The sequence below is a fragment of the Methylobacterium sp. CM6244 genome (assembly GCF_054817885.1).
The window spans coordinates 2,898,731-2,911,915 of sequence record NZ_CM139247.1 but is presented as its reverse complement, the minus strand read 5'-3'; the positions used below and the strand labels follow the sequence as shown (position 1 = coordinate 2,911,915).

Annotated in this window: 10 protein-coding genes; 7 read left to right on the top strand and 3 right to left on the bottom strand. The window is 66.7% G+C overall.

Features of this window, described 5'->3' with window-relative positions:
• The first annotated feature begins 75 nt into the window (after window positions 1-75).
• From hpnA to ACYQML_RS13515, 6 genes are all read left to right on the top strand, one after another.
• Window positions 76-1,116: a hopanoid-associated sugar epimerase gene (hpnA, locus tag ACYQML_RS13540; protein ID WP_461233096.1), complete on the top strand. Its 1,041-nt coding sequence runs from the start codon at window positions 76-78 to the stop codon at window positions 1,114-1,116.
• Window positions 1,113-2,027, top strand: coding sequence for a squalene synthase HpnC (hpnC, locus tag ACYQML_RS13535; RefSeq protein ID WP_461233095.1), 915 nt, complete (start codon window positions 1,113-1,115; stop codon window positions 2,025-2,027). The genes hpnA and hpnC overlap by 4 nt, the downstream gene beginning before the upstream one ends.
• Complete coding sequence (hpnD, locus tag ACYQML_RS13530) at window positions 2,024-2,878, top strand: presqualene diphosphate synthase HpnD (protein WP_461233093.1); 855 nt, start codon at window positions 2,024-2,026, stop codon at window positions 2,876-2,878. The genes hpnC and hpnD overlap by 4 nt, the downstream gene beginning before the upstream one ends.
• Window positions 2,878-4,194, top strand: coding sequence for a hydroxysqualene dehydroxylase HpnE (gene hpnE / locus ACYQML_RS13525; protein ID WP_461233092.1), 1,317 nt, complete (start codon window positions 2,878-2,880; stop codon window positions 4,192-4,194). The genes hpnD and hpnE overlap by 1 nt, the downstream gene beginning before the upstream one ends.
• 37 nt (window positions 4,195-4,231) lie before the next feature.
• Complete coding sequence (gene shc / locus ACYQML_RS13520; RefSeq protein ID WP_461235726.1) at window positions 4,232-6,229, top strand: squalene--hopene cyclase; 1,998 nt, start codon at window positions 4,232-4,234, stop codon at window positions 6,227-6,229.
• Between the two features lie 155 nt (window positions 6,230-6,384).
• The gene (locus ACYQML_RS13515) at window positions 6,385-7,092 is read left to right on the top strand and encodes a phosphorylase (RefSeq protein WP_461233091.1); all 708 of its coding nucleotides are present in this window, start codon (window positions 6,385-6,387) and stop codon (window positions 7,090-7,092) included.
• A 98-nt stretch (window positions 7,093-7,190) separates the two neighbouring features.
• Here the strand turns inward: ACYQML_RS13515 and hpnH are convergent, their stop codons facing one another.
• Window positions 7,191-8,354 carry an adenosyl-hopene transferase HpnH gene (hpnH, locus tag ACYQML_RS13510; protein ID WP_018044393.1) on the bottom strand — a complete coding sequence of 388 codons (1,164 nt, stop codon included), beginning with the start codon at window positions 8,352-8,354 and terminating at the stop codon, window positions 7,191-7,193.
• Window positions 8,355-9,117: 763 nt separating this feature from the next.
• On the opposite strand from hpnH, the gene ACYQML_RS13505 reads away from it, so the two are divergent.
• A complete protein-coding gene (locus tag ACYQML_RS13505; RefSeq protein ID WP_461233090.1) occupies window positions 9,118-11,784 on the top strand; it encodes an MMPL family transporter in 2,667 nt (888 codons plus the stop codon).
• A gap of 104 nt (window positions 11,785-11,888) precedes the next feature.
• On the opposite strand, the gene hpnK is transcribed toward ACYQML_RS13505, so the two are convergent.
• Both hpnK and ACYQML_RS13495 read right to left on the bottom strand, forming a co-directional pair.
• A complete protein-coding gene (gene hpnK, locus ACYQML_RS13500; protein ID WP_461233089.1) occupies window positions 11,889-12,743 on the bottom strand; it encodes a hopanoid biosynthesis-associated protein HpnK in 855 nt (284 codons plus the stop codon).
• Entirely contained in the window at window positions 12,740-12,898 is a 159-nt protein-coding gene (locus tag ACYQML_RS13495) for a hypothetical protein (RefSeq protein ID WP_420604565.1), read from the bottom strand. Before ACYQML_RS13495 ends, hpnK begins: the two co-directional genes overlap by 4 nt.
• Window positions 12,899-13,185 lie beyond the last annotated feature (287 nt).

Genomic DNA, 13,185 nt, shown 5'->3' with positions numbered 1-13,185 from the left:
ATGAGAAAAGACCGGGCATAATGCCGGTTCGCACCGGCGCGTCTTCCTGTGCAATCCCCTGACCCTACGAGAGAAATGACAGAGGCCACCTCCTCCGGCAGGTTCAAAGAGAACCGTTACGAAGCCGGCCCGGTTCTCATCACCGGAGCGAGTGGGTTCCTCGGTGCCGCCCTCGTGGACGTGTTCCGCAAGGCCGGCTTCTCCGTGCGGATCATGGTGCGGGCCTCCTCCCCGCGCACCAACCTCGTCTGGAACGACGTCGAGATCGTCGAGGGCGACATGCGCGATCGCGCGTCGGTCGCCGCCGCTCTCGCTGGCCAGCGCTACCTCGTCCACGCCGCCGCTGATTACCGGCTCTGGGCGCCGGACCCGGAAGAGATCGTCCGCACCAACCGCGACGGCGCCATCATCCTCATGGAGGAGGCGCTGAGGGCGGGGATCGAGCGGATCGTCTACACATCCAGCGTCGCCACCATCAAGCCGCATGACGACGCCACGCCCGCCGACGAAACGCGTCCTCTCACCCCCGGCACGGCCATCGGCGCCTACAAGCGCAGCAAGGTCGTCTCCGAGCGCGTGGTCGAGGAGATGGCGGCGCGTAACGGCCTGCCCGTGGTCATCGTCAACCCGTCGACGCCCATCGGCCCCCGCGACGTCAAGCCGACCCCCACCGGGCGGATCATCGTCGAGGCGGCCCTCGGGCGGATGCCTGCCTTCGTCGATACCGGCCTCAACCTCGCCCATGTGGACGACGTCGCCCACGGCCATCTCCTGGCCCTGCGCCATGGCCGCACCGGCGAGCGCTACATCCTGGGCGGCGAGAACGTGCTTCTGTCGCAGATGCTCGCCGACATCGCCGGCATGGTCGGCCGCAAGGCGCCGACCATCAACCTGCCGCGCGCCGTAGTCTACCCGATCGCGTTCATCTCCGAACAGATGGCCCGGATCACCGGCAAGACGCCCTTCGCGACCATCGACGGCATCAAGATGTCCCGCTACCGCATGTTCTTCACCGATGCCAAGGCACGGGCCGAGCTCGGCTATTCCGCGCGGCCCTACCGTGAGGGGCTGTCGGATGCGCTCGGCTGGTTCCGCCAATCGGGGTATTTGAAGTGACCGCAACCCTCGACAGCGCGACGGACGCGCGTTCGGGCAAGGGGCACAAGGACGAGAACTTTCCCGTCGCCTCCCACCTGATCCATCCGAAGAATCGCGGCGCGATCCTGGCTTTCTACGATTTCGTGCGTGCGGGCGACGACGTCGCCGACCATGCCGAGCTGTCGCCCGAGCGCAAGGTTGAGCTTCTCGACGAACTCGCCGATGCCCTGACCGGCAAGGGGCCCTCCGACCGCGAGGCGGAGCCGCTGAAGCGGGAACTCGCCGCGCGCGGCCTTCCGGCGACGCATGCCCTCGAACTCCTCGACGCCTTCCGCCTCGACGCGCGGAAGAACCGATATGAGGATTGGGACGACCTCATCGCCTATTGCCGTCTCTCGGCCATGCCCGTGGGCCGCTTCGTCCTCGACGTCCATGGCGAGGACCCGGCCGTGGTCTGGGGGCCGTCGGATGCGATCTGTGCCGCGCTCCAGATCATCAACCACCTGCAGGATTGCGCGAAGGACTATCGCCGCAATGACCGGGTCTACCTGCCGCGGGACGTGCTGGAGCGCCACGGGGTCTCCGTGCAAGCGCTTGCCGCCGACAAGGCCTCCCCTGCCCTGCGTGCGGTCATCCATGAACTCGCCGAGCGGACCATGGTCCTCCTCGACGAGGGCGCGGTGCTGCCCGATCTGATCGACGACCTGCGCCTGAGCCTCGAGATCGCGGCGATCCACCGTCTCGCCGTGGTGCTCACGAAGGGGCTGCTCACGCGCGACCCGCTCTCCGAGAAGGTCCATCACGGCAAGGCAGGCTTTGCCCTGACGGCTCTGGGCGGAATCGCCTCGACCCTGGCGCGGCGTCCGTTCCGTTCGCGCATCCTGCGCCGACAGTCCACGCGCGTCGCGAGCCAGGGAGCGCAGTCATGAGCGCCACCGCATCACCCGCCCAGGAACCCGCGATGGCGCAGGACGCCGCCCTGCCGGCCGCCGGGTCTTCGTTCTACACCGCCATGCGGCTGCTGCCGAAGGATCGCCGGGAGGCGATGTACGCGGTCTACGCCTTCTGCCGTTCGGTGGACGACGTCGCCGACGATGGTGGACCGGCGCCCGTCCGCGCGGCTGAACTCGACCGCTGGCGCGCCGATATCGATGCTCTTTATGCCGGAAAACCGGCTCCGCGCGTGCGCGACCTCGTGGTACCCATCCGCCGCTACGGATTGCTCCGCGAGGATTTCCAGGCGGTCATCGACGGCATGGCGATGGATGCGTTCGAGGACATCGTCGCTCCCGACGAGGCGACCCTCGATCTCTATTGCGACCGGGTCGCCAGCGCGGTCGGGCGACTGTCCGTGCGCATCTTCGGCCTGCCCGAGGCCGATGGCATCCGCCTCGCCCATCACCAGGGCCGCGCGCTGCAGCTCACCAACATCCTGCGCGACATCGACGAGGATGCCGAGCGCGGCCGTCTTTACCTGCCGCGCGAGAAGCTCGCCGCAATCGGCCTCACCGATCCGACGCCCCAGGCCGCCATCGCTCATCCGCGCATCGGCGAGGTCTGCATCGCCGTGGCCAGGGAGGCCGAAGCCCATTACCGCGACACTTGGACGATCATCGACCGCAATCCGCGCAAGGAAACCAAGGCTCCCCGCCTGATGGCGGCCGCCTACCGCCTTTATCTCGACGCGGTGCTGACGCGGGGCTGGACCATGCCGCGCGCTCGCGTGAAGCCCTCGAAGCTGGCCCTGCTCGGCGTCGCGCTGCGCCACGGGATTGTATGATGACGCAAATGCAGACCGGAACGGTCCATGTCGTCGGTGCCGGGCTCGCGGGCCTGTCCGCGGCGGTGTCCCTCGCCGAGCGCGGTCGGCGCGTGGTCGTCCATGAAGCGGCCAAGCAGGCCGGCGGGCGCTGCCGCTCCTACTATGATTCGACGCTCGGCCTGACCATCGACAACGGCAACCACCTGTTGCTGTCGGGCAACCGTTCGTCCCTCGACTTCCTGAAGCTGGTGGGCGCCCCCGCCGATGCCCTGACCGGGCCGGACGAGGCTGAATTCCCCTTCGCCGACCTGAAGACCGGTGAGCGCTGGACCCTTCGGCCGAATGCCGGGCGGGTGCCGTGGTGGGTGCTGCAGGCGTCGCGGCGGGTGCCGGGCAGCCGGGCGATGGATTATCTCGCGCCCCTGAGCATCCTCCGGGCCGCCTCGGGCAAGGCGCCGGGCCGTGCGGGCACGATCGGCGAGCGCATGGAATGTTCCGGGCCGCTCTACGAGCGCCTCTGGCATCCGGTGCTGCTCGCCGCCCTGAACACCGATCCGCAGGAAAGCGATGTCGGGCTCGCCGCCACGATCCTGCGCGAAACCCTGGGCGCGGGCGGCGCCGCTTGTCGGCCCCTCATCGCCGTCGGCGGCCTTTCGGTCGCCTTCGTCGATCCCGCCTTGTCGTATCTGGCCAAGCACGGCGCCGAGATGCGCTTCGGTCGTCGCCTGCGCGGCCTCGGCGCCGATGCGGGTCGGGTCGATACCCTCTTGTTCAACGACGAATCGGTGACGCTCGGTCCCGATGATTCGGTGGTGCTGGCCCTGCCGCCCTGGGTCGCGACCGACCTGATCCCAGGACTTTCGGCTCCGCAATCCTACCGCTCCATCGTCAATGCTCATTTCGCGATCCTTCCTCCACAGGGCTCGCCGTTATTGCTCGGTGTGGTGAACGGTTTGACGGAATGGCTATTCGCCTATCCGGATCGACTGTCGGTCACCATCAGCGGTGCCGATCGCCTGCTGGATATGCCGCGGGAAGACTTGGCGAAGCAGATCTGGGCCGAGATCTCGACTTTGACCGGACTTGCACCGGAACTGCCAAGCTGGCAGATCGTCAAGGAGAAACGGGCGACCTTCGCGGCGACGCCCGAAGAGGCCGCGCGGCGCGCGAGTGCCGTGACGGCCCACGACAATCTCGTCCTGGCGGGCGACTGGACCGCGACCGGCCTGCCATCGACGATAGAGGGAGCGATCCGTTCGGGAACGACGGCCGCGCAAGCGCTCCTTAAAGGCGCGCCTGCGCGCCGTGAAGCTGTGACGCGCGGCGCGGCGTGAGGAAGGGGCCGCGTCAGGCGGCACTGAGGCGAGGATGATGCGAGAGGCATTCAAGAAGGTCGAGACGCTCCAGCGTCCCAAGACCCAGGAGATTTCCCTGGACGACGTCGAGCATGGAGTCATGCGGGCGACACAGGCCCTGACGAATCTCGTCCATGCGGACGGGCATCTCTGTTTCGAACTCGAAGCGGATGCGACGATCCCCTCCGAATACATCATGTTCCACCAGTTCCGGGCGACGACCATTCCGCCCGAACTGATGGCCAAGATCGGCAATTACCTGCGCCGGACGCAAGGAAAGCATGGCGGGTGGTCGCTGGTCCATGACGGGCCGTTCGACATGAGCGCCAGTGTGAAAGCCTATTACGCGCTGAAATTCGTCGGCGACTCGATCGAGGCTCCCCACATGCGTCGCGCCCGCGAGGCGATCCTCTCGCGTGGCGGTGCCGCCAATTCCAACGTGTTCACCCGGTTCCTGCTGGCTCTGTTCGGCGAGGTGCCCTGGCGCGCCGTGCCGGTGATGCCCGTCGAGATCATGCATCTGCCGAAGTGGTTTCCCTTCCACCTCGACAAGATCTCCTATTGGGCACGCTGCGTGATCGTGCCCCTGCTGGTGCTGCAGGCGAAGAAGCCCCTCGCCAAGAACCCGCTCGGTCTCGGCATTCCCGAATTGTTCGTGACGCCGCCGGAGCATGTGCGCTCCTGGCCGGGCAGCCCGCATGCGACCTGGCCCTGGACCCCGATCTTCGGCGCCATCGACCGGCTGCTGCAGGTCACGCAGGATTACTTCCCGAAGAAGCGCCGCCAGCGCGGCATCGACAAGGCCGTGGCCTGGACGAGCGAGCGCCTCAACGGCGAGGACGGCCTCGGCGCCATCTTCCCGGCCATGGTCAACACCGTGCTCATGTACGAAGTGCTCGGCTATCCGGCCGATCACCCGCAGGTGCTGATCGCCTGCGAGGCGGTCGAGAAGCTGGTCGTCGTCAAGGAGCACGAGGCCTATGTCCAGCCCTGCCTCTCGCCGGTTTGGGATACGGCCCTGGCCGGTCACGCGCTGCTCGAGGCCGGCGGCTCCGATGCCGAGCACCAGGCCCGGCGCGGGCTCGATTGGCTGCGTCCGCTCCAAGTGCTCGACATCAAGGGCGACTGGGCGGCCGGCCGTCCCAATGTCCGCCCCGGCGGCTGGGCGTTCCAATACGCCAACCCACATTTCCCCGATCTCGACGACACCGCCGTGGTGGTGATGGCGATGGACCGGGCGATGCGCCAGCACGGTCTCGTCGCCGACGTACCGGATTATGCCGTCTCCATCGCCCGCGCGCGGGAATGGGTCGAGGGCCTGCAATCGAGCGACGGCGGCTGGGCGGCGTTCGACGCCGACAACAACCATCATTACCTCAACAACATCCCGTTCTCGGATCACGGTGCCCTCCTCGACCCGCCGACCGCCGACGTCACGGCCCGCGTCGTCTCGATGCTGTCGCAGCTCGGCGAGACCCGGGAGACCTCGAAGGGCCTCGATCGCGGCGTGAAATACCTCCTCGACGATCAGGAGGAGGATGGCTCCTGGTACGGGCGCTGGGGGATGAACTTCATCTATGGCACCTGGTCGGTGCTCTGCGCGCTCAATGCCGCCGGCGTCGATTCGGCCTCGCCGGAGATCCGCAAGTCGGTGTCCTGGTTGATCCGCATCCAGAACCCCGATGGCGGCTGGGGCGAGGATGCCTCGTCGTACAAGATCGATCCGGCCTTCGAGCCCGGTTATTCCACCGCGTCCCAGACCGCCTGGGCTCTCCTCGCCCTGATGGCGGCGGGCGAGGCCGACGATCCGGCGGTGACGCGCGGCATCAACTACCTGACACGGACGCAGGGCGCGGACGGGTTCTGGTCGGAGGAGCGCTATACGGCGACCGGGTTCCCGCGGGTGTTCTACCTGCGCTACCATGGCTATCCGAAATTCTTCCCGCTCTGGGCCATGGCGCGCTACCGCAACCTCAAGCGTAGCAACACGCGGTCTGTCGCCTACGGGATGTAGGCTCTCCTCGACCCTCTCCCCTCTGTGGGGGAGAGTGCCTGCGGAGCATGCGGGAGGGGGGCCTCTCCGGAAACGTCGCTCCCCTCTCCCGACCCTCGCTGACGCGAGGGCCACCCTCCCCCGCAGAGGGGGAGGGAGTGCTGGCTGGACATCCCATGCTCCCCATCCTCGTCGTCACCGGACTCTCCAAGGAGGCTCGGCTTGCCGCCGGTCCCGAAATCGAGGCCGTGGGAGCGGGTGGATCTCCGGAGCGCCTTCGTGCGCTGCTCGCCCTTCGCCGGAAGCCCGGATGTCGTTCCGTGATCAGCTTCGGCATCGCGGGAGGGCTCGATCCGTCGCTGGTCCCCGGCGACGTGGTGATCGCCACCGGCATCGCCGATGAAACGGGACGCCGCGAGACCGACGCCGCCCTGCGCGACGCGATTCACTCCGCCCTGTCGAGAGCCGATCTGACGACGCACTTGGCGGACCTCGCCGGGGTCGACGCAGCGGTCGTGAGCGTGGCCGCGAAGGCCGAACTGCATGCCCGTACCGGAGCGGCGGCGGTCGATATGGAATCCCATGTGGCGGCGGATTTCGCGGCTCGCCACGGCATTCCGTTCGCTGCGATCCGCGTGGTCTGTGACCCGGCCGAGCGCGCTCTGCCCGCCTTCGTGACGACGGCACTGAAGCCGAACGGCGACCCCGACATCATCGCCGTTTTGACTGCCCTCGGTCGGAACCCGACCCATCTGCCGGCTCTGATCCGTCTGGCCAGGGATTCTGGAAGAGCCTTCGCCGCTCTGGCTCGCTGCCGCTTTGGCCTCGTGCCGGACTTCGATGAGCCCAGCGCACGACACTCTGCCGGTGATGCCGCACGGTAGCTGCCTGCCGTATTCAATCAGTACCATGAACGAAAAGCCCCGCGATGCTGCTGCATCGCGGGGCTTTTTATTGACGCGGGAACGGCTTCCGCGTGGCGTCAGGCCGCCGTGCGGTTGCGGGCCTCACGCTTGGTGTCGACGCCCGAAGCTTTGATCTCGGACAGCTTCTGCGCCACGTTGCGCGAGAACACGAACTCGGCCGGGCGCTGGTTTTCGAGGCTGACCTCGGGAGCCATCTCGCCTTCGGTCTTGATCCCACGGATGGCGTGGATCAGCGGCTTCCAGGGCTTCTTCACGGAATCGACCACCGAGGAGGCCTCATATCCAGAATGGACCATGCAGTCGGCGCACTTCTCGTAATTGCCGGTTCCGTAGGAATCCCAGTCCGTCTCCTCCATCAGCTCCTTGAAGGTGGCGGCGTAGCCCTCGCCGAGCAGGTAGCAGGGCTTCTGCCAGCCGAACACGGTGCGGGTCGGGTTGCCCCACGGGGTGCAATGGTAGGTCTGGTTACCGGCCAGGAAGTCGAGGAACAGGCCCGACTGCTGGAAGGTCCAGTTCTGGCGGCCCTTCTCCTTGCCGTGCCGGAACACGCCGCGGAACAGGTCCTTCGTGGCCTTGCGGTTCAGGAAGTGCTGCTGGTCGGGCGCGCGCTCGTAGGCATAGCCGGGCGAGACGGTGATGCCGTCGATGCCGAGCTTCGTCACTGTGTCGAAGAAGTCGGCGATCTTGTCGGCCGAGGAATTGTTGAAGAAGGTGCAGTTGATGGTGACGCGGAAGCCCATCTCCTTCGCCTTGGCGATGGCGGAGACAGCCTTGTCGTAAACGCCGCGCTGGCACACCGACTGGTCGTGCATCTCCTTGTCGCCATCGAGATGGATCGACCAGGTGAAGTACGGGCTGGGCTTGTAGTCCTTGATCTTCTTCTCGAGCAAAAGCGCGTTCGTGCAGACGATCGCGAATTTCTTCTGCGCGATGATGCCCTCGACGATCTGCGGCAGGTCCTTGTGGAGCAGCGGCTCGCCACCGGCGATCACGACCATGGGTGCGCCGCACTCGCGCACGGATTCCAGGGCGTCGGCCACGGGCAGGCGCTTGTTCAGGATCTCGTCCGGGTAATCGATTTTTCCACAGCCGGCGCAGGCGAGATTGCAGCGGAACAGCGGCTCCATCATCATCACGAGCGGGTAGCGCTTGCGACCGGTGAGGTGCTGCTTAAGAATGTAGCCGCCAATCTTCGCGACGTAACGGAGGGGAATACCCAAGACGCGGCTCCTTATTTTTGGCCCCGATATGATCGGGTGCATTACCGTGAAAAGCGGCGGAATTCCAGCGAACTAGGTTAGAACCACGGTCGATGGGGACGCCTTGGTGGGCGGACGGGACGTGTTTGAGCGATCCTGGGACAATCCAGCCACAGGTAGAGCGTGCCAGCCATAGGTAGAGCGTGGCACATTGGTCCAGGATGACGTCCGTCGCGCCATGATGACGGACCTTATCCCAAAGCACGGTGCTTTTTCCTAGTCGGTCAGGGTATGCCTGAACTGCGCCGAGCCGTGATCACGTCATCGGCATCACTCTGCCATGCGGCGCCCCGGGCATGTCCTAGCTAGGGTTTCGCCTTGCGCCGCAGCGAAGCTCATCCGCAGTGCGCGGACGCACCTCATCCCTTGAACCGGGCCCGATAACCCTGTCTCGTTGCATTTCTACCTGCGGATGACTACGGAAACGGTCGACCGCGAGGTGCTCCCACTGGTATGAGCGCGGTCGAGATTGGATATCTCGTCGGCACGACCCATCTGCGAGAAGCGGCGCGTCGCGGCGATTCTCAAAGGAATTTCTGTCACGATCCTTGTCAGGAGCCTTTGGCAGGGACTCGTGGCCAGGGACTCGTGGATCGCGCCGACAGATGGTAACCGACATCCGGACCAAGACCGGTTCCACGTCGAACGTACCGGCCGTCCCACGCATCCGCGGGGACCGGCGGACTCATTCGGGCGACCGCGTCGCTAGGCAGGCAGGATACTTGTGATCGAACGTCTCGTCGCGTTTTCCGTCCACAGGCGCTGGCTCGTCATCACTCTCGTGGCGATTCTCACCATCGGAAGCGCAGCGCTCGGCGCGCATCTGTTCCGGATCAACACCGATGTCGAGCGTCTGATCGATAAGGACGTGCCCTGGCGGCAGGACGAGATCAATTACGAGAAGGCGTTCCCCCAACGGACCGGAACGCTCGTGGCGGTGATCGACGGCAAGACGCCCGAGGTCGCCGAGGAGGCGGCCGCCTCCCTCGCCAAGGCGCTGCTCGACCATCCCGAACAGATCGAGACGGTGTACCGCCCGGATGGCGGGCCCTTCTACGACAAGAACGGCTTCCTGCTGATGCCGCAGGAGGAGCTGACCAAGACCATGGAGCAGCTTGTCCAGCAGCAGGGGCTCCTCGGTCCGCTCGCGGCCGACCCGACCCTGCGCGGCGTCATGCGGGTGCTCGGCCTCGGGGCCAAGGGCATCAAGAGCGGCGATGCCAAGCTCGAAGACCTGGACGGTCCGATGACGCGGATCGACGAGGTGCTGCGTAAGGTGCTGGCCGGTGAGCCCGCACGTCTGTCCTGGCAATTGCTCCTCTCCGGCGGCAAGGCCCAGAGTACCGAGCTGCGCAAGTTCATCATGATCCAGCCGAAGCTGGATTATGCCGCGCTCCAGCCCGGCGCGGATGCGACGAAGCTCATTCGTGGCCTTGCCACCGACCTGAAGATCAACACCCTCGGCGGCCTCGATGCGGCCGACAATCCGCGCATGCGCCTCACCGGCCCGGTGGCCGTCGCGGATGACGAGTTCGCCACGCTCTCGGACGACGCGCTCCTCAATAACGGCGTCACCGTCGCGGCGATCGTGCTGTTCCTGTGGCTGGCCCTGCGCTCGCCGTCCCTGGTCACGGCGGTGATCATCACCACCTTCGCGGGTCTCATCGTCACCACCGCCCTCGGCCTCCTCATGGTGGGCGAGCTGAACCCGATCTCGGTGGCGTTCACGGCCCTGTTCGTGGGGTTGGGGATCGATTTCGGCATCCAGTTCGCCGTACGTTACAGGGCCGACCGGTTCGAGCAGCCCAACCTGTCGAGCGCGATCCGCGCCGCGGCGCGCGGGGTCGGCTGGTCTCTGAGCCTCGCTGCCATCTCGCTCCTGGCGGGCTTCTTCGCCTTCCTGCCAACCGCCTTCCGCGGCGTGTCCGAGCTCGGTCTCATCGCCGGCGTCGGCATGATCGTGGCGTATCTGTTCTCGCTGACCCTGCTCCCCGCCCTCATCGCCGTCTTCAAGCCCAAGGGTGAAGCGCGGGCGGTGGAGACGACCTGGCTGTCGGGCGTCGATCCCTGGATCATCCGGAACCGCAAGCTGGTGCTCATCATCGTCGGCGTGATCACGGTGGCGGGCATCCCGCTCCTGTTCAAGCTGCCGTTCGACTCGAACCCGATGCACCTGCGCAGCACCAAGGTCGAATCGATCTCGACCTATCTCGACCTGATCAAGGATCCCGAGACGAGCCCGAACCTCATCGACGTGATCGCGCCTTCGGTCGCGGCGGTGCCCGAACTCGCCGCCAAGCTGAAGGCCCTCCCCTCCGTCGCGAAGGTCATCGACATCGATACCTTCGTGCCGCCGGACCAGGACCAGAAGCTCGCGACCATCGCGGAGACGGCCGAGCTCCTCGGACCGATCCTCAATCCCGTCCGCAAGCCGCCGCCGCCGACTGATGCAGATACGGTCAAGGCGTTGAAGGAGGCTGCCGCTGCCCTGAAGGGAATCGCGACGGGCAATGCCGGTGGCGCGAATGCCGCGGGCTCCCTGGCTGGTACTCTCGACGCACTCTCGACCGCGACCCCGCAGATCCGGGAGGCGGCGAACGTCGCCGTCACCACCGACCTGAAGACCCTGCTGGTCCGCCTTCGGAGCCTGCTGGCTCCAGAAAAGGTCACCCTCGACAACATCCCGCCGAAGCTGAAGGCCGAGTGGATCGCCTCGGACGGTCGGGCACGGATCGAGGTGCATCCGAGCGGGGATGCCAACGACAACGTGGTTCTGCGCCGCTTCGCCAAGGAGGTGCAGTCGGTCGCACCCCACGCCACCGGTGCTCCCGTCGCCACGACCTCGTCGAGCTACACCATCCTCGGCGCCTTCGTTCAGGCGGCGCTGACGGCTCTGGTGGCCATCTTCGTCATCCTGTCCGTGGCGCTGCGTAAGCCCTGGGACGTGGCGATGACGCTGGGTCCGCTGGTGCTGGCGACCTTGTGGACGCTGATGGCGCTGCACGTGGTCGGCATGCCGCTGAACTTCGCCAACATCATCGCCCTGCCGCTTATGTTGGCGGTGGGTGTCGCCTTCCACATCTACTACGTCATCGCCTGGAGGGCGGGCGTCACCGACATGCTGGCCTCCAGCCTGACGCGTGCGATCTTCTTCTCGGCGCTCACCACCGGCACGGCCTTCGGTTCGCTCGTCCTGTCGAGCCATCCCGGCACGGCCAGCATGGGCAAGCTCCTGGCCCTGTCGCTGTTCTTCACCCTTGTCGCCGCCTTCTTCGTGGTTCCCGCCTTCCTCGGTCCCCCGCCGGAGCAGCCTGACCCGAACCGTCCCGAAGGCGACGAGGCCATGGCCGGCGTGAAAGCCCCTAGGCCGGAGCCGGTCTCGGCCAAATAATCCGGGACTGCCGATCCTCGGATTTCTCCAGGTCGCCAATGAAAAGGCCGGCGTCGCGTGAAGCGACGGCGGCCTTTTTCGTGTCCGTTCCTGCGATCGGACGGCTAAAGGAAATCCGAGAAGCCGCCTCTGTCCGCGCCGACCTGCCTGATCGCGTCGATTGCCTCCGGCGAGATCAGGGCGTCGCGCTCTGCCGCATAGGCGTAGCCCGGCGCCTCGCCGGGGAAGCCGCCGCGCGTGGCGGGATGGGTATAGAGCTCGGTCAACCCATCCGGCAGGTGCCGCAGGAGCCCCGCCACACGCTGCGGAGTCATCGCGCCGGACCATGCCAAGCCCAGGGTACGGTCGGGGATCAGCAGGCCGGCCTGGCGGGCGCGAACCGCGAGGAGCCCGGCCCAGGGGGCGATATCGAGGGCGGGCTTCGGGGTCGCACCGGGCTCTGCGGCGCGTAGCACGGCGCGGGGCTCGCGCGGCACCCGGATCGCCCGCATGCCGTATCCCCGGCCGATGGCCAGGACGCGCCCGGCGATGAGCGGATGGACATGGAAATGCTTGTGGGCGTTGACGTGGTCGAGGGGTAGGGCAGTGGCTCTGTAAGCTTCGAACTGCGCTGTGATTTCCGCTGAAAGCTGCCGCCGTGCCGAAGGTTTCACCGCGAGGTCGAGGCCGAGGCGACCCATGTCGCGTCGGATCAGCCCGTCCGCATCCACGAGGTCGGGCAGTTCGGCCGGGGGAAGCGTCGGCCAGGCCTCGACCATGACGAGGTGCAGTCCGACGCGAAGGGAAGGAAGGCGCCGGGCGCGGGCCACTGCGTCGGCCGCCGCCGGTGCCGAGACCATCAGGCTGGCAGCGGTGAGGATGCCCTCGCGATGGGCCTGCTCGACAGCCTCGTTCACTTCCCGGCTCAGGCCGAAATCGTCGGCGGTGACGATCAGGCGTTTCCTGGCGGCCTTGGTCATGCTCGATGGTCCTCGTCGTTCGGGTGGTCGGGCGACACGCCGGCGAAAGCATCGCGGCCGTGGTCCAGAGTCGCGCCGCCTTTCCCGCCCGATAGGGCTTGAAATAGGCGCAGGTTCACGAGCTCAGGGATGCCCTTCTGCATCCGGTCGGGCAACGCATCCCTCCCCCCCCGCCGGCCAGCCTCCGTCGCTGTGGGAACGGGCGAACGCCCGTGGCCTGCAGAGTCCGATCCAGACTGCCCGAAGGTCGGAACCGGAGAACGTTCGAGGCTGCCCAAACAGCAGGAAGGCGAACCCTTTCGTCGTTGACCGCGCCCGTACGAGCGCCGCGCCAAGGATTTAGAGCAGGCGGAGTGGGGTCGGAACCGGCTTTCCGAGCCCTGACCACCACCCGGCGGGCGCTTGAAACAAGAACGGCCGGGCGTTGAGCCCGGCCGTTGCT